The 22,072-nt window shown below is 64.1% G+C and carries 16 protein-coding genes; 13 read left to right on the top strand and 3 right to left on the bottom strand.

Features of this window, described 5'->3' with window-relative positions; translation table 11 throughout:
- The first annotated feature begins 172 nt into the window (after positions 1-172).
- The 4 genes from ACQ4OD_RS20650 to ACQ4OD_RS20635 all read left to right on the top strand — a co-directional run bounded on the left by ACQ4OD_RS20650 (position 173) and on the right by ACQ4OD_RS20635 (position 8,603).
- Complete coding sequence (locus ACQ4OD_RS20650) at positions 173-6,652, top strand: hemagglutinin repeat-containing protein (protein WP_430944849.1); 6,480 nt, start codon at positions 173-175, stop codon at positions 6,650-6,652.
- A gap of 19 nt (positions 6,653-6,671) precedes the next feature.
- Positions 6,672-7,064, top strand: coding sequence for an SMI1/KNR4 family protein (locus ACQ4OD_RS20645; RefSeq protein WP_139672906.1), 393 nt, complete (start codon positions 6,672-6,674; stop codon positions 7,062-7,064).
- A gap of 116 nt (positions 7,065-7,180) precedes the next feature.
- Positions 7,181-7,585 (top strand): transcriptional regulator, encoded by a 405-nt coding sequence (locus ACQ4OD_RS20640; RefSeq protein WP_258598862.1) that lies wholly within the window; start codon positions 7,181-7,183, stop codon positions 7,583-7,585.
- Positions 7,586-7,676: 91 nt separating this feature from the next.
- Positions 7,677-8,603, top strand: a complete 927-nt coding sequence (locus ACQ4OD_RS20635) for a DMT family transporter (protein WP_258701069.1) — start codon at positions 7,677-7,679, stop codon at positions 8,601-8,603.
- Positions 8,604-8,670: 67 nt separating this feature from the next.
- On the opposite strand, the gene ACQ4OD_RS20630 is transcribed toward ACQ4OD_RS20635, so the two are convergent.
- A complete protein-coding gene (locus ACQ4OD_RS20630; protein ID WP_430944848.1) occupies positions 8,671-9,831 on the bottom strand; it encodes an MFS transporter in 1,161 nt (386 codons plus the stop codon).
- A 107-nt stretch (positions 9,832-9,938) separates the two neighbouring features.
- Between ACQ4OD_RS20630 and ptrR the strand changes: the two genes are divergently transcribed.
- Positions 9,939-10,832, top strand: a complete 894-nt coding sequence (gene ptrR, locus ACQ4OD_RS20625; protein ID WP_430944847.1) for a putrescine utilization regulator PtrR — start codon at positions 9,939-9,941, stop codon at positions 10,830-10,832.
- A gap of 124 nt (positions 10,833-10,956) precedes the next feature.
- Entirely contained in the window at positions 10,957-11,085 is a 129-nt protein-coding gene (locus ACQ4OD_RS20620; RefSeq protein ID WP_256206021.1) for a PA1414 family protein, read from the top strand.
- Between the two features lie 62 nt (positions 11,086-11,147).
- Here ACQ4OD_RS20620 and mnmC read toward each other — a convergent pair whose 3' ends face one another.
- Positions 11,148-13,118 (bottom strand): bifunctional tRNA (5-methylaminomethyl-2-thiouridine)(34)-methyltransferase MnmD/FAD-dependent 5-carboxymethylaminomethyl-2-thiouridine(34) oxidoreductase MnmC, encoded by a 1,971-nt coding sequence (gene mnmC, locus ACQ4OD_RS20615; protein WP_430944846.1) that lies wholly within the window; start codon positions 13,116-13,118, stop codon positions 11,148-11,150.
- Positions 13,119-13,272: 154 nt separating this feature from the next.
- Between mnmC and pap the strand changes: the two genes are divergently transcribed.
- Together pap and ACQ4OD_RS20605 are read left to right on the top strand one after the other, a co-directional pair.
- Positions 13,273-14,763, top strand: coding sequence for a polyphosphate:AMP phosphotransferase (pap, locus tag ACQ4OD_RS20610; protein WP_139672891.1), 1,491 nt, complete (start codon positions 13,273-13,275; stop codon positions 14,761-14,763).
- 195 nt (positions 14,764-14,958) lie between these two features.
- Positions 14,959-15,912: a DMT family transporter gene (locus ACQ4OD_RS20605; RefSeq protein WP_139672888.1), complete on the top strand. Its 954-nt coding sequence runs from the start codon at positions 14,959-14,961 to the stop codon at positions 15,910-15,912.
- 37 nt (positions 15,913-15,949) lie between these two features.
- Here ACQ4OD_RS20605 and ACQ4OD_RS20600 read toward each other — a convergent pair whose 3' ends face one another.
- Positions 15,950-17,344 carry a class II fumarate hydratase gene (locus ACQ4OD_RS20600; RefSeq protein WP_102684348.1) on the bottom strand — a complete coding sequence of 465 codons (1,395 nt, stop codon included), beginning with the start codon at positions 17,342-17,344 and terminating at the stop codon, positions 15,950-15,952.
- Positions 17,345-17,497: 153 nt separating this feature from the next.
- Between ACQ4OD_RS20600 and ACQ4OD_RS20595 the strand changes: the two genes are divergently transcribed.
- The 5 genes from ACQ4OD_RS20595 to ACQ4OD_RS20575 all read left to right on the top strand — a co-directional run bounded on the left by ACQ4OD_RS20595 (position 17,498) and on the right by ACQ4OD_RS20575 (position 21,937).
- On the top strand, positions 17,498-18,016 hold the full coding sequence (locus ACQ4OD_RS20595) for a DUF2059 domain-containing protein (RefSeq protein WP_110698029.1): 519 nt from the start codon (positions 17,498-17,500) through the stop codon (positions 18,014-18,016).
- Positions 18,017-18,026: 10 nt separating this feature from the next.
- Entirely contained in the window at positions 18,027-18,326 is a 300-nt protein-coding gene (locus ACQ4OD_RS20590) for a BolA family protein (protein WP_102684346.1), read from the top strand.
- A gap of 217 nt (positions 18,327-18,543) precedes the next feature.
- A complete protein-coding gene (locus ACQ4OD_RS20585; protein ID WP_023631440.1) occupies positions 18,544-19,476 on the top strand; it encodes a rhodanese-related sulfurtransferase in 933 nt (310 codons plus the stop codon).
- Positions 19,477-19,479: 3 nt separating this feature from the next.
- Complete coding sequence (locus ACQ4OD_RS20580) at positions 19,480-20,112, top strand: DsbA family protein (RefSeq protein ID WP_430944845.1); 633 nt, start codon at positions 19,480-19,482, stop codon at positions 20,110-20,112.
- Positions 20,105-21,937, top strand: coding sequence for an ABC transporter ATP-binding protein (locus ACQ4OD_RS20575; protein WP_102684344.1), 1,833 nt, complete (start codon positions 20,105-20,107; stop codon positions 21,935-21,937). The genes ACQ4OD_RS20580 and ACQ4OD_RS20575 overlap by 8 nt, the downstream gene beginning before the upstream one ends.
- The last annotated feature ends 135 nt before the right edge of the window (positions 21,938-22,072 follow it).

The raw sequence follows: 22,072 nt of genomic DNA, 5'->3' as shown, positions 1-22,072 counted from the left end.
CGATCACAGCCTGTTGTTCAGTGGCGGGGACATGCAGCTGTATACCGGCGCCTTGACCAACTTCTATGGCGACGTCTACAGCCTGGGTGGCTTGACGGTGGCCGGCAATGCCGCGGGCGGTCTGGCGAACAAGGTGGAGAACATTTCCGGCAGCCTCGAGAGTGCCGGGGACATGCGCCTGAATGCGCAGGCCATCGAGAACAGGAAGGAGGTTTTCAAGACCACGGGCACACCGAAGTGGAGCTCGATCGGTATGCGTCAGACTGGGCCGGGCGCCGGTCATATGGTGCTCGAAGAGTACTACGAGAGAAAGGTCGAGATCGACTCGCCTGCCGGGGCAATCCGTGCTGGCCGCGACCTGTTTGTGCTCGGGGGGCGGCTGGAGAACTCGGCTTCGGTGATCACCGCCCAGCGTGATATCACGGTCAACGTGCAGAACTTCCTCAACAAGGGCGAGGCACTGGGCACCTATTCGGAGCTGAAGTCGTTCTACCTGACAGGCGTTGACAAGGTCAAATACGCCATGCCGTACTTTGCCGCGGTGATGCGCTATAACGCTGCCAATGACCCGGAATATAAAAGGGACACCAGTAACGGCGGCAGGAATGTCGTAGGCACGATGCGAATGTGGGATGCCAACTGGAACGAATCACGCATCACGCCCTATACCCGGCTTGGCGGTACCGCAAACTACAACACCATCGCGGTCATCGGCTGGAAGAGCTGGTTTGACGGATTCTCGATCGGCTCGCTGAACATCGCGCCGGCATACAACCCTGATGTGAGAGCGCCGCTGCCCGCGCAGATTCAAGGCGTCACGTTCTTCGATCCGCGCACCATCGTGCATGACACCCAGGTCGGTGCGGCGAATGCCGTTGTACAGGCGGGTGGCCGGGTAAGCATCAACGCCACCAGGGACGTGATCAACAGCGTCATCCAGGAAGGGCTGACGGTCGGTGGCCCGGCAGCCAAGGCGTTCGACCCCAAGTTGCCGAGCGCTGCCGGCAGCACGGTCATCAATATTCATGCCCAGCTTCCCCCTGACCTGGCACAACAACAGGTCAACCCACTCGCCTTGGGTGGTTTCACCTTGCCCACCGGGCAGAATGGACTGTTCCGCCTGAGTGGTCAGGGCGGCAGTGGCGCAGGTGGTACAGCCCCGAGCTGGACGCTTGGCAGTGCTGAAGTCTTGACCCAAGGCCGCCAGGTGTCGACCCCAGGCGCCCAGCCTGGTGCGCTGCAGGCTGTGGATGCCAGTGCGGGGAACCAGAGCCATCAGCAGATCGACCGCATCGCCCATCAGGGCGGTGCCGTGGGCGGCAACGCAAGTACCATCGGTGTCTACGCACCGAACGGCGCACCGGTCGACGTCAATCGCGCGACGCGACATCCCGGTGCCGATGCCCGGGAACCCTCGGTCAACGGCAACCTGGGGATCAGCGCGCGTCCCGACATTGCGGGTGTCACCCGTATGCCGGACAGCCAGTACACCAGCAAGCCACACAAATATCTGATCGAGACCAACCCGGTCCTCACCGACCTCAAGCAGTTCATGAGCTCGGACTATCTGCTCGGCAACCTGGGCTACGACCCGGACCAGAGTTGGAAGCGCCTGGGTGATGGACTCTACGAGCAGCGCCTGATCCAGCAGGCGGTGGTGGCCCGTACCGGCCAGCAGTTCATCGATGGCCAGACCTCTGGCGATCAGCTGTTCAAGTACCTGATGGACAACGCCATCCGCAGCAAGGACCAGCTCCAGCTGAGCCTGGGTGTGGGCCTGACGGCCTCCCAGGTGGCGGCGCTGACCCATGACATCGTGTGGATGGAAAAACACCAGGTCAACGGCGAAGAGGTCCTGGTCCCGGTGCTTTACCTGGCCCAGGCCAACAACCGCCTGGCCCCCAACGGTGCGTTGATCGCCGGCCAGGACGTACAACTGATCGCCGGCGAGAACCTGACCAACGTCGGGACCTTGCAGGCCAGCCGCAACCTGTCCGCCACCGCTGGCAACAACCTGGTCAACACTGGCCTGATCCAGGCCGGAGAGCGTCTGGAACTGCTGGCCGGCAACAACCTGAGCAACAGCGCCGGCGGCATCATCACCGGGCGCGACGTGAGCCTGACTGCGGTCAATGGCGATATCCTCAACCAGCGTGACCAGGTGCGCGCCGTCACCCATTTCGGCGGCACCAGCCAGCACAAGGACTACCTGGATAACGCCGCCCGTATCGAAGCCGGGAACAGCCTCAGCCTCAAGGCCGGCCAGGATATCAACAACGTCGCCAGCGTGATCCAGAGTGGCGGCGACCTGTCCCTCAACGCCGGGCGCGATGTCAGCGTGCTGTCGGTCGAGGAGCGCGAAGGCTTCTACAGCAACCGCCAGCGCAACAACACCGTGCAGCAGCATGGCGCGACGGTTACCGCCGGTCGCGACCTGAGCATTGGCGCGGGCCGTGATCTCACCGCGGTGGCCAGCCAGATCGATGCGGGCCGCAACCTCTCCCTGGCCGCAGGCGAGGACCTGAACCTGACCTCCGCCGCCAACGAAGCCCACAGCTTCAGCCGCAGCAAGAAGGTCACCCAGTCCAAGGACCAGGTCACCCAGGTCTCGACCACGGTCAAGGCCGGGGGTGACGTGTCGCTGTCTGCCGGCCAGGACATGGCCATCGTCGCCAGCCAGGTCAAGGGCAAGGGCGATGTCGACATCGACGTCGAGCGCGACCTGACCATCGCTTCCGACCAGAACGAAAGCGCGTCCTATTACCTCAAGAAGAGCAAGGGGTCGTTCGGTCGCAAGAGTTCGAACCAGAAGGAGAGCTACCACAGCACCAACGTCGCCTCGGTGATCGAGGCGGGTGGCGATCTCACCGTCAACGTCAGTAAGCAGGACTATGGCGGCATCTCCCTGGACGGCGGCCGCGATGTCACGGTGATCGGCAGCCAGCTCAAGGCCGGCGGCGACCTCATGATTGGCGCGACGCGCGATGTGGCGGTGTTGTCCGGCGTCGAGGAACACGGCGAGTTCAGCAAGAAGACCAAGTCCGGCTTCCTGGGCCTGTCGAAGAGCGGCAAGAGCCAGCTGCAGACCCGCGCCACGCAGGTGGGCAGCGAGCTCGATGCCGGCAACGACATTGTCCTGGCGGCTGGCAGCGATGTGCGCTTGCGCGCGAGCAAGGCCAATGCCGGCAACGATGTGGAGCTACGCGCCGGGTTGGTGGACGACGAGGGCGATGTCAACCTGGTGTCGGCCAACGACACCGCCTATAGCCGCAGCGAGGAGTACAAGCAGAAGCTCAAGCTCTCGCTTTCGGTCAAGGACATGCTGTCGCCGACAGCGCTGATGCTGCCGGGCGTGCAAAACGTCTCGATCCCCTCGGTCTCGATTGCGTCGGCAAAGACCTCCGGGCATGAAGCGCGCAGCAGCACCAGTGTCGGCAGCCAAGTGGTCGCCGTACGCGACGCCACTCTGGAGGCGGAACGCGATATCAACGTGCTCGGTAGCGGCATCAATGCCGGACGCAATGTCAGCCTGAATGCCGGGCGTGACGTGAACATCACTGCGGCGCAGAACCAACGTGACGATACACAGTGGTCCAAGTCGAGCAGCGTCGGGCTGCATTCGGACACCGACGACAACGGTACCAATTTCTTCGCGGGCGTTGAAAAAGAGAAAGCCAAGGACCGCCTGCGCGAGCAGTTGGCTGCCGGCAGTCGCATCCAGGCTGGCAAGGACCTGGATATCAATGCTGGACGTGATATCAACCAGACCGGTTCGGACTTGCTGGCGGGGCACGATATCAGCCTTGGCGCCGGACGAGACATCAACATCGATGCCGGCCGTGACACGCGTATTCAGGAGCAGGAGCGCGAGTATGAGAGCCAGGGGGTCAGCGGCTCGATCAAACATAACGCCGGCAGTACCAAGGATGCGATAAGCAATACCGGCAAGGGCGAGGATGGTGTCAGCAAGGGTTCCAGCACCTTGCAGACCGTGGATGCCATCGGCCAGTTCTTCACCGGCCCCACCGGTGACGGCAAGATCGGCAACAGCAAGCAGACCAGCAGCCAGCAAAGCGTGGAGCAGAGCAATCGGCCTTCGACGCTGGACGCCGGCAACGATGTGAAGATGCAGGCTGGCAACGACGTCAATATCAAGGGCAGCAAGGTCCAGGCCGGGCGTGACATCGACATCAAAGGCCGGGATATCAACATAGATGTCGCCAAGGGCAGCAGCAGCCAGGAAAACAACCAGTCGCAGAGCTGGGGCGGCGTGCATGGTGGCACCAGCGGTGGCTTCAAGGTCGGCATCGGCGGCAGCCATGGCACTGCCAGTGCCGATAGCCAGCAGGGTACCTCCACGCCTGCGCAGCTGGAGGCCGGGGGCAACATCAAGCTCGATGCCAGCAATGACCTGAACATCGTGGGCAGTCAGGTCAAGGCCGGTCGCGATGTGGAGTTGAACGCGGGGAATGAGCTGAACATCGTGGCTGCCAAGAACGACAGCCAGCAGGAGCAGAACCGTCATAGCGGCGGTGGCGAGGTCGGCCTGACCTTCGGCTCGGAAGGTGTGGGCGTTTACGCCAGCGTCAACATGGGCAAGGGCGACCTGGAGCGTGAAACCCAGCGTCATCAGCAAGCCTACGTGTATGCCGGTGACCAGCTGAAGTTCACCAGCGGCAAGGACACCAACATCAAGGGCGCCCAGGTACGCGGCGACGAAGTGATCGGCCGTGTCGGTGGCGACCTCAACGTGGCCTCGGCCATCGACACTGGCAAGGTCAAGGGCAAGGAGTTCGACATCAATGCCACTGTCACCGTGGGCCCGGGCGCCGGTGTCAGTGGGTCGGTCGGCTATGGCAAGACCACCGGCAAGACCGAGTGGGTCGAGGACCAGACTCGCATCACCGGGCGTGACAAGGTCGATATCCGCACCGAGAACCACACCCAGCTCGACGGTGCGCTGATCGCCGCCGACAACGGCAATCTCAAACTCGACACCGGCACCCTGGGCTTCAGCGACATTGCCGGCAAGGACAAGGAGCACGGTTACTACCTGAATGTGGGTGGCAGCTGGAAGAAGGGTTCGGCCAGTGCCGAGCAGGATCCTTCCAACGGCAAGGTCACCGCAGACGCAGGTAACGACGAGAAGGGCCCGAAGAACCAGACCAGCTGGAGCGTCAGCGGCTGGGAGTATGAAAAGGACCGTGAGCAGACCGTCCGTGCCACCGTGGGTGCAGGTGATATCACTGTGCGCAAGGACGCCGAGAGCGGCCAGGACTCCACCGTCGGGCTGAACCGTGACCTCGACAAAGCCTACGAAATCACGCGGGACAAGGAGTCGCGCACCGATCTCTATGTGACCGACAGCTCGCTGAACGATGTGCTCAATCCCAAGGAGACGCTACAGAAGTGGAGCGATGGGCTGCTCGACTACGACAAGACGGCGCTGAAGAACTTCGAACAGGCCGGCAATGCCCTCAACGCTCTGGTCAATCGTTACCAGCGGATGACCGGGCGGCCAATGGACAGCGGCGCTGTCGCGGTCGCGGGCCGGGCGCTGGCGGAAAACACCCTCGAGTCGTTGATCCTGGCAGGGATGTCGCCACGCGATGCCATGGTCTTGATGGGCAATGAAGACTTCCAGACCCAGGTATTGCAGCAGCTCAACAATCTTGAGCATGTGTTCGAGCAGTCGCAGGATTTCACCCGGGAGCTCGAGCGAAAACTGGGGGCTCTTGAGCTTGATACAACGCATGTCACGGCGGAGCGCGACAGCGTCCAATGGACACTGACCTACGTCTCTACCATCAACGAGTACCTGGGTGCGCATCCGGATGCGGCCGAGGCGGTCACCGTGGCAATTGCCATGCTGCAAGGTCCCAAGGCTGTCATTCAGATGGCTGTCAGCCAGGTGATCGACCAGACGGAGCTGGGCAAGGACTTCAATGCTAAGGTCGAGGCGGCCGTGGCGAAGGTTGGCAAGTACATTGCCGAGCGCATGGAGGGAGAGGGCGACCTCGACAAGAAGGAAGGCGGCGACTTCCTGATTGGCGGTGGCAAGTTGATCACCAGCGTGATCATGGGCGCCATACCAGGACGCAAGGGCGGCACCCACCATGAAGGAAGCAATGGGCCGGGCTCTCACCTGGATGTGCCGGACACCCGCAAGCCGCACGAGCCTCCTGCCGGCGAGGGGCCGCCCAAGGGGCCGGCATCGGCGTTCACCCAGCTTTCCAGCCAGGCACGGCGTTATCTCAATGAGCTGGAGGCGCACACGGGCCTGAAAGTCACCGCCGAGCAACGCGACAACCTGGCAAATGCCTTGCGGGAAAAGAACTACACCAAGCTCACGCCCAAGGAAACCCAGAAACACCGACGCGAGTTCAACAAGATCAAGGACGAGCTGATCGGCCAGTGGGAAACCAAGACAGGCCAGACGTGGCCCCGCTACACCGAAAATGTGATGAGCAAGGATGGGACAAAGGTGGTACGTAAGGCCGGACAGCCCTACGATGCGCACCACATCATCGAAAGTGGGTTCGGCGGACCTAACGAATGGTGGAACATGCACCCGGCACGCTTCCCCGACCAGCATCAAGGTGGCATCCATGGGAAAGACAGTGTGGGCAGGGAAATCTTCACATCACGATAAGAGGGTAGGGTGAATGGGAATGTATGACGATCTACAGCCGGACAAGGTGTCCGGCCCCCTTTCCAAACTGGCGACCGCCGAAGCGCAGGTGCTCTCGGCGCTGGCTGGCGCCCATTCGCAGGTGCCGGCTGATTACCTGGCATTCATCAGGGAGCTTGGATGGGGGGAAGTGGGTGAGGCGGCCTATATGTTGTACGAAGGCCTGCTTACGCCTGACCAGGTCTACGATGAGGATGGGGAGAACGCCCTGGAAGGCATACTGCTGTTCGGGGATGACCTGCAGGGATACTGTTCAGGGTTTGACACGAACAACGGTTGGGTGGTCGTCGATATCGACCCGGTGAGCCGTGAGGCTCATCAGGTTGCGGACAGTTTTTCCGAATACATCCGTGAAATGCTGAACGACTTGTAACCTGCAGGGCGCGCTGCGCAGAGCAATGAGCGGGTTCGTGGTTTTGATGGAACACCTGGCAACCTCTGTCAGTCCCACGCTGTGTACCTACTTGTCCACAGCAGGAGGCTTACCCCATGAGCACATACGACTGGGACCTGATCGAACGCTTGCTGCACGAAGTGCAGAACGGCGCCGGTCACAGTTTTACGCCGCGCCCCTATGCCGAGCAGCATGCCGCCGCGCTGGCCGCTGATGGCGAGGCACCGGGCGATCTGAACCAGATCAAGGCCCAGGCCTGCGAGTACGAAAAGATCCTCTTGAAACGGGGGTTCATCGAGAGCCGGCCTGAAGCGGAAGGCGGCAACGGCGAGAATTTCGTCCTCAGCCCACGCGGTTCGCGCCTGCTCAGCCTGATCGACAGCAGCATTCCGGGCTTCGAACACCCACGCCAGGTGCTCGATGAACAGCCCGATGCCCTGGATGAAGCCACCTTCGAGCACGTCTCGGCCAAGGCGCAGATCGCTGGCGGGTCAATTTAGACTGGCATCGGCAAGGCCGGTCCCCCGATAATCGGGATCCATTCTCACTGCCGAGCCTTGCCATGTCGTTCAACCCGCAGAGGGGCCGCCCATGACCGCGGTCCGCAAGAACCCCGACGCTTTTGCTTTCCAGGTCATGCTGGGGCTGTGCCTGATCTGGGGCTGCCAGCAGGTGCTGATCAAATCCGCCGCGGTGGATATCGCACCGGTCATGCAGGCGGCGTTTCGTAATGGCATCGCGGCGGTACTGGTCGGCTTGCTGGTGTGCTTCCGGGGTGGTTGGAACCAGGTCGGCAGTACCTGGCGTGCCGGGCTGCTGGCCGGCGCGCTGTTCGGGCTGGAGTTCCTGTTCATCGCCGAGGGGCTGAAGCTGACCTCGGCGGCGCATATGTCGGTGTTCCTCTACACCGCGCCGATCTTCACCGCCCTGGGGCTGCATTTCATGATGCCCAGCGAGCGGCTGCGGCTGTTGCAGTGGCTGGGGATCCTGCTGGCGTTCGGCGGAATTGCCCTGGCCTTCGCGGGCGGTGTTTCCCTGGAGCACCTCGATGGGCGCATGCTGCTTGGCGACGCGCTGGCGATCCTCGCGGGCCTGGCGTGGGGCGCGACCACGGTGGTGGTGCGCGGCTCGCGGTTGTCCGAGGCGCCGGCGACCCTGACTTTGTTCTACCAGCTGGCAGTGGGGTTTGTCGGGCTGGTGCTGATCGCCTTGGTGAGCGGGCAGATCGCCGATTTCTCGCTGACCCCGCTGGCGGTGGGCAGCGTGCTGTTCCAGGGGATCGTGGTGTCGTTCGTGAGTTACCTGACCTGGTTCTGGTTGCTGCGCAAGTACCTGGCCTCGAACCTGGCGGTGTTTTCCTTCATCACGCCGCTGTTCGGGGTGACCTTCGGTGTGCTGCTGCTGGACGAGCCGCTGAGCCTGAACTTCGTGATCGGCGCGGTTATGGTGCTGCTCGGGGTGATCATGGTCAGCGCCGAGGCGTGGGTGCGGCAGCAGTTGCGCAAACTGGTGGGGTAAGCGGTCGGCAGTTCCGGCCCTATCGCGAGGCAAGCCCGTTCCCACAAGGGCTTGCCTCATCACAGGGTCAGCCTGCCTGTCTCAAGCTGGCACAGGTTGGTGGACCCGAGAAGCCCCCGGTCAATATCCCGGCCAATCCCATCCCTACCGCAGCCAGTACCAGTGCGGGCTGTAATCCCCCACTGAAATGGCTGCTCAACGCCGCCAGCAACGGCCCACTCAATTGCCCAAGGGCGAAACAAGCGGTCAACATCCCGGCATTGCGCTGCGTGGCATGAGGCGCCAGCTCCCGCGAGCGCTGCATCACCAGTTGCATGCAGGCCAGGAACGGCCCGCCGCACAGCAGCACGCCCAATGCCAGGCCGACGCCGCCCCCCAGCAGGCAGGCCAGTACCCCCAGCCCTTGCAGCCACAGGGTGATGCTCAGCCAGGTCGAGGTGCGGCCCGAGCGGCGCAGGCTGACGATCATCACACCCAGCGCCGAGGCCAGGCCGAACGCCGGCCAGAACAGGTCGGCCAGCCATTGCCCATGGAACTGCTGGCTGGCCATCTGCGACAGGAAGGTGGCTGGCAGGATGTAGCCGATCCCGTAGAGCGCGTAGACCAGACCCAGGCGGCCGATGCCATTGTTGGGGCCGCGGTCGGTGCCAGGGGGCAAGGTGACGGGCTCGAGCGCTCGCGGCAGCCACGGCAGCACCGCGAGCAGCATGACCAGAGCGGCGACCCCGTAAACCAGCCACAGGGCCGCCGAATCCAGCTCCAGCAGGTGCGCAGCCAAGGCCAGCAAGCCTGTCACCGCAATCCCTACACCGGGTCCGGCGAACACCAGTGCGCCGAGGCGCTGACGGCCATGGGCACTGGCCAGTTGCTGGCTGAGGCTGGCGATCATCACCAGCACCCAGGCGCTGGCCACGCCGGTGCCGAAGCGCAGCAGCAAATGGCTCCAGAATCCGTCGGCCGCCCACGATGCCAGGGTCAGCAATACGCACAGCCACAGCCCGCCATGCAGGCGCTGGCGGACCTGGCGTGGCTGGCGGGCGAACATGGCGTCCACCGCGCCGAGGAAGTAGCCCAGGTAGTTGGCGGCGGCGACCAGGCCGCCAGCGGTCAGGTCGAACTGGCCCTCGGCGATCAGCCGGGGCAGTTGCGGGGTCAGGGCGAAGCGGCCGATGCCCATGGCCATCATCAGCGCCACGGCGCTGGCCAGCAGTTGCACGAAGGGCGACATGGAAAGTCTCCTGCACGAAGGGGATGCGATGGATGGCAGGGTAGGGCGCATTGACTTTCAATAAAATTGAATAATGATGATGAAGTTGTTCTGTTTTGGAGAATCTCATGGAGTTCAGCCAACTGCGCATCTTCCAGGCCGTGGCCGAGGAGGGGTCATTGACCCGCGCCGCCGAACGCTTGCATCGGGTGCCGTCGAACCTGTCGACGCGCCTGCGTCAGCTCGAGGAGCAGCTGGGGGTGGAGCTGTTCCTACGCGAGCGCCAGCGTCTGCAGTTATCGCCGGCTGGCAAGGTACTGCTGGATTATGCTCAACGCCTGTCCAACCTTCGTGACGAGGCGCTCACGGCGGTGCAGGGTGGCCAGCCAGCTGGAGATTTCGTGCTGGGCACCATGTACAGCACGGCGGCCATCCACTTGCCGGCGCTACTGGCGCGTTATCACCAGGCCTATCCAGCAGTGAACCTGCAGGTCCAGGCGGCGCCTAGTGCCGAACTGCTCGAAGGCGTGCTCAGCCATCGGTTGGACGCGGCGTTGGTCGACGGCCCGCTCAACCTGGCCGGGCTGGATGGCGTGCCACTGTGCGAGGAAACGCTGGTACTGATCACCAGCCCCGAGCACCCGGTGGTGCACAGCGCCAGGGATGTCGCCGGCAAGGCGGTGTTCACCTTCCGCCAGGGCTGCTCGTACCGTATGCGTCTGGAAGCCTGGTATGCCCATGCCCACACGCCCATGGGCCGGGTGATGGAGATCGAGTCCTACCAGAGCATGCTGGCCTGCGTGATCGCCGGGGCCGGGGTGGCTTTGATGGCGCAGTCGATGCTCGACAGCCTGCCAGGGCGCGACCAGGTGCGTGCCCACCGATTGCAGGCACCGTTCGATCATGCGATGACCTGGTTGATGTGGCGCCAGGGCAAACGCGGGGCCAATCTGCAGGCCTGGATTGATTTGCAACAAAGCGAAACGATTGACCGACCGTCGGAAGCTGCCATCTGCGCTTGATCCGGGTCAGAATCGCCCATATCTGTAAAAGCAGAGGCATGCGCAATACAAGACATCGGACTATGATCTGTATGACGCATCGCAAGATTGATTGACCGAGAGGCTGACCCGTCAAGGGGGCAATATGAACGAACGCATGTACAACTGGCTCCATGACCTCGCTGTCGCCCTGGGCCTGCTCCCGCCACCGTTGCAGCCGGTGCCGATCCCGACCGACGAAGAACAGCGCAAGCGCCAGCCGCGTCGACGCTGAGCACCCGGCAAAAGGCCGCCGCATCCGATTTGATGCGGCGGCCTTTTGCGTTCAATGGCGCGCTACTTGCCGCGGATGAGCCGACGCAGCGCGAAGCGGTTGGGATGACATGCCTCGGCCACCGCCCTGGGCACCGGCAGCGGCTCACCAGTGACCCACGCCGCAATCAACTCACCAGACAACGGCGCTGTGATCAGGCCGCGCGAGCCGTGCCCACTGTTCACGTACAACCCCTCCAGCCACGGGCAGGCCACGTCCGGTACCTGCCGCGCATCCTTGCCCAGCATGGCGTAAGCCTCGTTGAACGCCTCGACATCGGCCATCGGCCCGACGATGGGCAGGTAATCCGGGCTGGTGCAGCGAAACGCCGCCCGACCCTGCAACTGTGCCGGGTCCAGCTCGGCGGTGCACAGGCGGGTGGCGAGGGCTGGCGAGATATCATCGAGCAGAGCCAGGTTACCCTGATGCTCGGCCACAGTCGGTGCCAGGTCTTCGCTGTTGAAGTCGAAGCTGGCGCCAAGGGTGTGCTCGTCCCCTCGCGGGGGTGCCACGTAGCCGTCGGCACAGACCACGGTGCGCAGCGCACGGCTGCCTTCGGTCACGGGCAGGCGGGTGATCTGCCCACGAATGCGCTTGAGCGGCAGCCCGGCGCACGCCGGGAAACTACGGATCTCGGCGGCGCCGGCCAGCACCACCAGTGGTGCGCTGGCCAACAGGCGCTCACCTTCCCAGGCCTGCCACAGGCCATCGGAACGGCGCAGTTCGAGCACATCGGCGTGGGTAAGCAGGCGGATACGCGGGTGACCCAGTTGGGCCTGGCACAGCGCAGGTGGGTGCACCCAGCCACCTTCTGGGTAGTACAGGCCGCCGCTGGGCAACGCGACCCCGGCGATGGCTTCGGCCTGGGCGCGCTCCAGGCGCTGTAGCAGGCTGTTGTCAAAGGCCGCGGCCAGCTTGGCCTGGCGCGCGTTCTCCTGGTCATCGAAAGCCAGTTGCAATACGCCGCAGGCCTCCCAGTCCTGGCCATGCTGCAGGTGCTCGAGCCAGCGGCGGGTGTAGCCGAAGCCGGCGAGGATCATCTGCGAAAGGGCTGTGCCGTGGGCGGAAAGCTTCAGGTACAGCACACCTTGTGGATTGCCCGAGGCCTCCCGGGCCGGGCCGTCGTGGCGCTCCAGCACGCAGACCTGCCAGCCCCGTGCTGCCAGGCTCTGGGCGGTGGCGCTGCCGGCCAGGCCGGCGCCGATCACCAGCGCTTCGCGTGGCCCCGATGCGGCTGTCGGGTGTGCGTACCAGGGTGGTGCGCCAGTGGCCGGCGCACCGCTGTAGACCCCGTGCATCACTTCCCACTTCTTGCCGATGCCCGGCACTTTCTTCATGGTAAAGCCGGCCTCGATCAGCGAGCGACGCACCCAGCCGGTGGTGGTGAAGGTACCCAGGGTAGTGCCGGGGTGCGACAGCCGCGCCAGCTGGGCGAACAGTTCCGGCGTCCACATGTCGGGGTTCTTTGCCGGGGCGAAGCCATCGAGGAACCAGGCGTCGATGCGGGCATCGAGCTGAGGCAACTGTTCCAGCGCGTCGCCGATCATCAGGGTCAGGGTGACGCGGCCACCGGCGAGGCTGAATTGCTGGAAGCCTGGGTGGATCGCCACGTACTGTTCCAGCAACGGCTGGGTGAAGGCGGCCAGCTCCGGCCACAGTTGCATGGCGCGGGCCAGGTCGTCGCGGGCCAGCGGGTACTTCTCGACGCTGACGAAATGCAGTCGCGCCTCGGCGGGCGCAAGCTCCGCGAACAGTTGCCAGGCACAGAAGAAGTTCATGCCGGTGCCAAAACCCGTTTCACCGATCACCAGGCAGGCATGCGGCTGCAGCTCGGCGAAGCGCTGGCGCAGGTGGTTCTGCTCGATGAACACATGCAGGGTCTCGTCGATGCCTTCGTTGATGGCGAAGTAGACATCATCGTATTGCCGGGAGTGGGGACGGCCCTGGTCATCCCAGTCGATCTGGGCCTGTGTAGGGGGGAGGGTGTCGGACATGGTCGGCTCGGTTGCAACAAAGGGGGGGATCTTAAGCGATCTGCAGACGCTTGCGTCGTTCGTGGCAGCGGCCTGGTGTCGCGATGGTGAGCGCAGAGGGCGCAAAAATCCTCCTCGATCCGCTAATCTTGCTTATCCATTGAAGGAGCCCTCCATGTTCGAATCCGCCGAAATCGGTCACAGCATCGACAAGGACACCTACGAAGCCGAAGTGCCCGCCCTGCGCGAGGCCCTGCTCGAAGCCCAGTACGAACTCAAGCAGCAGGCACGCTTTCCGGTGATCGTGCTGATCAACGGCATCGAGGGCGCCGGCAAGGGCGAGACGGTCAAGCTGCTCAATGAATGGATGGACCCGCGGCTGATCGAGGTCCGCACCTTCGACCAGCAGACCGACGAAGAGCTGGCCCGCCCGCCGGCCTGGCGCTACTGGCGGGCGCTGCCACCGAAAGGGCGGATGGGCGTGTTCTTCGGCAACTGGTACAGCCAGATGCTCGAAGGGCGGGTGCACGGCCAGTTCAAGGACGCGGTGCTCGACCAGGCCATCGCCGGCGCCGAGCGCCTGGAGCAGATGCTGTGCGACGAGGGCGCGCTGATCATCAAGTTCTGGTTCCACTTGTCCAAGAAACAGATGAAGGCGCGGCTCAAGGCGCTCAAGGAAGACCCGCTGCACAACTGGCGCATCAGCCCGCTGGACTGGCAGCAGTCGCAAACCTACGACCGCTTCGTGCGCTTCGGCGAGCGGGTGCTGCGTCGTACCAGTCGCGACTACGCGCCTTGGCACGTGATCGAGGGCGTCGATCCGTATTACCGCAGCCTCGCGGTGGGGCGCATTCTGTTGGAGAGCCTGCAGGCGGCGCTGGACAACAAGCCACTCAAGCACCAGGGCAATGTGACACCGCTGGGGCGCAGCATTGACCAGAAGAGCCTGCTGGGCGCACTTGACCTGAGCAAGCGCCTGGACAAACGCGATTACGAAGAGCAGCTGGTCACCGAGCAGGCACGCTTGGCGGGGCTTTTGCGTAACAAGCACATGCGCCGGCATGCGCTGGTGGCGGTTTTCGAAGGTAACGACGCTGCCGGCAAGGGCGGAGCCATTCGCCGCGTGGCGGCGGCGCTGGACCCGCGCCAGTACCGCATCGTACCGATTGCCGCGCCCACCGAGGAAGAGCGTGCCCAGCCGTACCTCTGGCGGTTCTGGCGGCACATTCCGGCGCGCGGCAAATTCACCGTCTTCGACCGCTCCTGGTATGGCCGGGTGCTGGTGGAGCGGGTCGAGGGCTTCTGCAGCCCGGCGGACTGGATGCGCGCCTACGGCGAGATCAACGATTTCGAGGAGCAACTGAGCAATGCTGGCGTGGTGCTGGTCAAGTTCTGGCTGGCCATCGACCAGCAAACCCAGCTCGAGCGGTTTGAGGAGCGCGAGCAGATCCCGTTCAAGCGCTACAAGATCACCGAGGAAGACTGGCGCAACCGCGACAAGTGGGATGTCTATTCCGAAGCGGTGGGCGACATGGTCGACCGCACCAGCACCGAGATCGCGCCGTGGACCCTGGTGGAGGCCAACGACAAGCGCTGGGCGCGGGTAAAGGTGCTGCGCACGATCAACCAGGCGCTGGAGGCGGCGTTCGCCAAGGACAAGAAGTAGGCGGATCTTGTATGGGGGTTGGCTTGGCCCTATCGCGGGGCAAGTCGCATCGGCGCACCGCCGCTCCCACGAAAGCCCGCCCACGCATTGTGCATGCATCCTGGGAATGACCTGATGAAATCTTTTCCCACCACATCCTTCCCGGCAAGCCTTTAGACTGCAGCTTCCCCCGCCAAAGCCTGATTCGAGGACACCATGCACATATCTTCCGGACGCTGGGTCCAGGGCCTGCTGCTGGCGCTGCTGACCGCGTTTCTCTGGGGCATTCTGCCGATCAAGCTCAAGCAGGTGCTGCAGGTGATGGATCCGGTGACCGTCACCTGGTATCGCCTGAGCGTATCCGGGGGCCTGCTGTTCGCGTGGCTGGCGGCCAATCGGCGACTGCCGTCGTTCAGCCGACTCGGCGTCAAGGGCAAGGGGCTGGTGGCCGTCGCGGTGGCGGGTCTGGTCGGCAACTACGTGTTGTACCTGGTCGGGCTCAACCTGCTCAGTCCCGGTACCGCGCAACTGGTGGTGCAACTGGGGCCGGTGTTGTTGCTGGTGGCCAGCGTATTCGTCTTCAAGGAGCGCTTCAGCCTGGGGCAGGGCCTGGGCCTGTTGGTGCTGCTGTTGGGATTCGCGTTGTTCTTCAACCAGCGCCTGGAAGAACTGCTCACGTCACTCGGCACCTACACCACCGGTGTACTCACCATCATCCTGGCCACCAGCATCTGGGTGTTCTATGCCCTGAGCCAAAAGCAACTGTTGACGGTGTGGAACTCGCAGCAGGTGATGATGGTGATCTACGTCTGTTGCGCGCTGCTGCTGACGCCTTGGGTGCATCCGCTGGAGGCGTTGCAGCTCAGCCCGTTGCAAGGCTGGCTATTGCTGGCTTGCTGCCTGAACACACTGGTGGCCTATGGCGCGTTCGCCGAGGCACTGGCGCATTGGGAGGCCTCGCGGGTGAGCGCGACGCTTGCGCTGACGCCGTTGGTGACGTTCGTTGCGGTGGCCCTGGCGGCCTGGCTATGGCCGGACTACGTGCATGCCGAGCAGATCAATGGACTGGGGTATGTCGGGGCGGTGACCGTTGTACTGGGTTCGGCGCTGGTGGCGCTGGGGCCATCGCTGGTGGCTGGCTGGAAAGCGCGTCGCGCGCTGGTTGATTGACGGCCTCATCACGGCGCACCGCAATGAGGCCGCTGGATCAACCCTTGCCGCCGGGCGCCAGCATGTTCTCTGGTCGCACCCACTGGTCGAACTGCTCGTTGGTCAGGTACTTGAGCTCCAGCGCCGCCTCGCGCAGGGTCTTGCCCTCGGCATAGGCTTTCTTGGCGATTTCCGCCGCCTTGTCGTAGCCAATGTGCGGGTTCAGCGCTGTCACCAGCATCAATCCACGCTCCAGGTGCGCCGCCATCTGCTCGGCATCCGGCTCGATGCCGGCCACGCAGTGCTGCTGGAAGTTGCTGCAACCATCGGCCAGCAGTTCGATCGACTGCAGCAGGTTGTGGATGATTACCGGTTTGAACACGTTCAGTTGCAGGTGGCCCTGGCTGGCGGCAAAGCCGATTGCCGTATCGTTGCCCAGCACCTGGCAGGCCAGCATTGACAAGGCCTCGCACTGCGTCGGGTTGACCTTGCCGGGCATGATCGAACTCCCTGGCTCGTTGGCTGGCAGGCGTACCTCGGCAATCCCCGCGCGCGGGCCGGAACCCAGCAGCCGCAGGTCGTTGGCGATCTTCATCAGGGCCACGGCGAGGGTCTTCAGCGCCCCGGCCAGGCTGGTCAGCGGCTCATGGCCGGCCAGGGCGGCGAACTTGTTCGGCGCGGTGACGAACGGCAGGCCGGACAAGGCCGCCAGCTCCGCGGCGATGGCTTCGGCGAAACCGTGCGGGGCATTGAGCCCGGTGCCCACGGCGGTGCCCCCCTGGGCCAGCTCGCAAACCGCCGGCAAGGTCGCGCGGATGGCGCGCTGGGCGTAGTCGAGCTGGGCGACGAAGGCCGAGACCTCCTGGCCGAAGGTGATTGGCGTGGCGTCCATCATGTGCGTGCGCCCGGTTTTCACCAGGTGCGAGTGGCGCGCCGACAGCTCGGCCAGGCCGGCCGACAGTTCGGCGATCGCCGGCAGCAGTTTCTCATGCACCGCCTGGGCCGCGGCGATGTGCATGGCGGTGGGGAAGCAGTCATTGGAGCTCTGCGAGCGGTTGACGTGATCGTTGGGGTGCACCGGCACCTTGCCGCCGCGCCCCTTGCCGGCCAGCTCGTTGGCGCGGCCAGCGATCACCTCGTTGACGTTCATGTTGCTCTGGGTGCCGCTGCCGGTCTGCCACACCACCAGCGGAAACTGGTCGTCGTGTTCGCCGTCGAGCACTTCGTCGGCGGCCTGCTCGATCAGGCGGGCGATGTCGGCGGGCAGGTCGCCGTTGCGGTCGTTGACCCGGGCAGCGGCTTTCTTGACCAGCGCCAGGGCGTGCAGCACCGCGAGCGGCATGCGCTCCTTGCCAATGGCGAAGTTGATCAGCGAACGCTGGGTTTGCGCACCCCAGTAGGCGCCCTCTGGAACTTCGACCGGGCCCAGGCTGTCTGTCTCGATACGGCTCATGCTGCGCTCACTCCTTTGTGGTTCGAAATCGCAGTTTAGGCCCTGATTCGACAGAGCGGTTCCATCGCTCGTCGTGCCACTTGAGCACTTCGCCATCACAGCGCAGAATGCTCTACTCTGAGGTACTCGCCTCCCTTTCTTGAAGGAAATGCAATGACCCGTCTCCGTGTCCTCTGTGCCGCCGTTGCCCTGGTTTGCGCCAGCGGCCAGGTACTCGCCGCCACTCCAGCCCACAACGCTGCCGCCGAGAAATTCCTGACCCTGGCCAATGCCGACAAGCTGGGCACCCCGGTGTACATGCAGGTCCAGCAGATGTTCGCCCAGCGCTTCGAGCAGACCAAGGCGCCGGCCTCCAAGAAAACCGTGCTCGACAGCTACCAGGCCAAGGCCAACGCCGCCTTGGACAACGCCATCGGCTGGAAAAAACTCAAGCCGAAGATGGTCGACCTGTACACCGCGACCTTCACCGAGGCCGAGCTGAACGATCTGGTCAAGTTCTACCAATCGCCGCTGGGCAAGAAGGTCCTGCGGGAAATGCCCAAGGTCACCCAGCAGTCCGCCCAGCTGACCCAGCAGAGCCTGGAACCGGCCGTGCCAGTGGTCAACAAGCTGCTCGAAGACATGACCAAGGAACTCGACCCAAGCGCCGGCAAGGCCCCGGCGAAGAAGTGAGCGTGACGCGATGAGCATGCAGCAACGCATCGAGCAGCAACTGGCGCCGCTGGGCACGCAACACCTCGAAGTGCACAACGAAAGCCACATGCACAGCCGTGGCCAGGAAACGCACTACAAGGCGGTGCTGGTCAGCGAGCAGTTCGCCGGGCTGAACAGCGTCAAGCGCCACCAGAAGGTCTACGCCACCATGGGTGATCTGATGGGCCAGATCCACGCCCTGGCGATTCACACCTACACGCCTGAGGAATGGGCGGCGGTCGGTGTGGCACCGGCCTCGCCGGTGTGTGCCGGCGGCGGCAAGCACTGAATCCTTTCCGTCGTTCTGGTACAATTCGCGTTATTCCTTCGGGGCCGCTTTGCGGCTCATCGCCGGCAAGCCGGCTCCCACAAGTCCTGCGCAAATTTCGAGTCTTGCGCTGAGCGTGTGGGAGCCGGCTTGCCGGCGATGGGCTGCGCAGCGGCCCCATGCTTTTGCCAAACCCGGTCCGCCCCTTACGAGGGCAACCACCTGGAGATTCAACGCAATGACCCAACCGATCGTCGTGGCGGCGCTGTACAAGTTCGTCACCCTGGAAGACTACGTCGAACTGCGCGAGCCGCTGCTCAAGGCCATGCTCGACAACGGCGTCAAAGGCACCCTGCTGCTGGCCAACGAAGGTATCAACGGCACCGTCTCGGCCACCCGCGAAGGCATCGACGCGCTGCTGGCCTGGTTGCGCAACGACCCACGCCTGGTGGACGTCGACCATAAAGAGTCGTACTGCGACGAGCAGCCGTTCTATCGCACCAAGGTCAAGCTCAAGAAAGAGATCGTCACCCTCGGCGTGCCGGGTGTGGACCCGAACAAGGCGGTCGGCACCTACGTCGATCCGAAAGACTGGAACGCCCTGATCAGCGACCCGGAAGTGCTGCTGATCGACACCCGCAATGACTATGAAGTGGCCATCGGCACCTTCAAGGGCGCCATCGACCCGAAGACCGAGACCTTCCGCGAGTTCCCCGACTACATCAAGGCCCACTTCGACCCGAGCAAGCACAAGAAGGTCGCCATGTTCTGCACCGGCGGCATCCGCTGCGAGAAGGCCTCCAGCTACATGCTCGGTGAGGGCTACGAAGCGGTCTATCATCTTAAGGGCGGCATCCTGAAATACTTCGAGGAAGTACCCCAGGAAGAAAGCCTCTGGGACGGCGACTGCTTCGTCTTCGACAACCGGGTCACGGTGCGTCACGACCTGACCGAGGGCGAGTACGACCAGTGCCATGCCTGCCGCCACCCGATCGACGTGAAGGACCGGGAGTCGGAGCACTATTCGCCAGGCGTGAGCTGCCCGCACTGCTGGGACAGCCTGAGCGAGAAGACCCGGCGCAGCGCCATCGACCGCCAAAAGCAGATCGAGCTGGCCAAGGCGCGCAACCAGCCGCACCCGATCGGTTTCAACTACAAAGCCGAGGCCTGATGCATGTCCGCACGCCTGCTCTATGTGATGGACCCGATGTGCTCCTGGTGCTGGGGCTTTGCCCCGGTGGCCGAGGCGCTGATCGCCCAGGCCCTTGAGGCGGGTGTCGAGACCCGCCTGGTGCCGGGCGGCTTGCGCACCGGCGGCAGCGCCCTGGACGCCTCGACCCGCAAGTACATCCTCGAGCATTGGCAGGCGGTGCATGACGCCACCGGGCAGCCGTTCCGTTTCGACAACGCGATGCCCGACGGTTTCGTCTACGACACGGAGCCGGCATGCCGCGCCCTGGTGACGGCACGCGAGCTGGACGACAAGCGGGCCTGGCGCCTGCTGCAACTGATCCAGGCGTCGTTCTACGTGCAGGGCGTGGATGTCACCCGCGCCCCGCAACTGGTGGAGCTGGCCGAGCAGGCCGGCTTCGACCGCGAACAGTTCTCCCAGCGCTTCACTCTCCCTGACACCCGAGTCGCCACCAGTGCCGATTTCGCCTGGGTGCAGGACCTGGGCATCGCTGGCTTCCCCACGCTGCTGGCCGAGCGCAATGGCCAGCTCGCCCTGCTGACCAATGGCTATCAGTCGCTGGAAAGCCTGCAACCTTTGCTCGGCCGTTGGCTGCAGCAGGCCGCCTGTGCTTGACCTGCCAGGGTCGCCAGACCCTGTGCCAGGGAAGTCCCCCGCTGTGCCCGATCGCCTGAGCTGGGCGGAAATCCGCCGTCTGGCCCTGCACCACAAGCAAGCCCTGTGGACTGCCAACCTGGTGGCCGTGCTTGCCGCCCTGTGCAGCGTGCCGATCCCCTTGCTGCTGCCTTTGCTGGTGGATGAAGTGTTGCTGGGGCATGGCGACGCGGCGCTGAAGTGGATGAACAATTTCCTGCCCGCGGGCTGGCAGGTGGCCGCGGGTTACATCGGGCTGATGCTGTGCGCCACCCTCGGCCTGCGCCTGGCGGCGCTGGTGTTCAACGTGGTCCAGGCCAAGCTGTTCGCCGGCCTGGCCAAGGACATCGTCTACCGCCTGCGCATCCGCCTGATCGAGCGGCTCAAGCGCATTTCGCTCAAGGAGTACGAAAGCCTGGGCAGTGGCACGGTGACCACCCACCTGGTCACCGACCTGGACACCCTCGACAAGTTCGTCGGCGAAACCCTGAGCCGCTTCCTGGTGGCCGTGCTCACGCTGACCGGCACCGCGGCCATCCTGATCTGGATGCACTGGCAGCTGGCGCTGCTGATCCTGCTGTTCAACCCGCTGGTGATCTATTTCACGGTGCAGTTGGGCAAGCGCGTCAAGCACCTGAAGAAGCTCGAGAACGACAGCACCGCACGTTTCACCCAGGCATTGACCGAGACCCTCGACGCGATCCAGGAGATCCGCGCCAGCAACCGCCAGGGCTACTTCCTCGGCCGCTTGGGGCTGCGCGCCCGCGAGGTGCGCGACTACGCGGTTGCCTCGCAGTGGAAGAGCGACGCCAGCGGTCGCGCCAGTGGCCTGTTGTTCCAGTTCGGCATCGACATCTTCCGTGCCGCTGCCATGCTCACGGTGCTGTTCTCCGACCTGTCGATCGGCCAGATGCTGGCGGTGTTCAGCTACCTGTGGTTCATGATCGGGCCGGTGGAGCAGTTGCTGAACCTGCAATATGCCTACTACGCCGCCGGCGGGGCGCTGAGCCGCTTGAACGAGCTGCTGGCGCGGGCCGACGAGCCGCAGTACCCGGCGGCCGGCGACCCGTTCGCCGGGCGCGAGACGGTTGGTATCGAGGTGCGCGACCTGCGCTTCGCCTATGCCGACGAGCCGGTGCTCGACCAGCTCAACCTGACCATCGCCCCGGGCGAGAAGGTCGCCATCGTCGGTGCCAGCGGCGGTGGCAAGAGTACCTTGGTGCAGTTGCTGCTTGGGCTGTACAGCGCCCAGGCCGGGACCATCCGCTTCGGGGGCGCCAGCCTGCAGGAGATCGGCCTGGAGACCCTGCGCGAAAATGTCGCGGTGGTGCTGCAGCACCCCTCGCTGTTCAACGACAGCGTGCGTGCCAACCTGGCCATGGGTCGTGACTGCAGTGACGAGGACTGCTGGCAGGCGCTGCGCATCGCCCAGCTGGACGCCACCATCGCCGCGCTGCCCCAGGGCCTGGACAGCATCGTCGGGCGTTCCGGCGTGCGCCTGTCTGGTGGCCAGCGCCAGCGCCTGGCGATCGCCCGCATGGTGCTGGCCGAACCCAAGGTGGTCATCCTCGATGAGGCAACCTCTGCGTTGGACGCGGCTACCGAGTACAACCTGCACCTGGCCTTGGCGCGCTTCCTCAGCGGGCGCACCACGCTGATCATCGCCCACCGCCTGTCGGCGGTGAAGCAGGCGGACCGGGTGCTGGTGTTCGATGGCGGCCATGTCGCCGAAGATGGCGACCACCAGCAACTGATCGCCGAAGGCGGCCTGTACGCCAAGCTCTACGGCCACCTGCAGCAAACCTGAAAACCGTCTCAAGCTTCGAGCTGCAAGCGGCAAGTTGAAGTCAGCGCACTTTTTCTTGCCGCTTGGGGCTTGCAGCTTGTCGCTCCTTCATGGCAAATGGCCTACGCTGTGCTTGTCTAGGTCGATTCGTGCCTT

This window comes from Pseudomonas sp. WC1 (assembly GCF_050586565.1).
In the GTDB taxonomy this organism is placed as follows: Bacteria; Pseudomonadota; Gammaproteobacteria; order Pseudomonadales; family Pseudomonadaceae; genus Aquipseudomonas.
The sequence above is the reverse complement of the archived record's forward strand: the minus strand, read 5'-3'. Positions and strand labels throughout refer to the sequence as shown.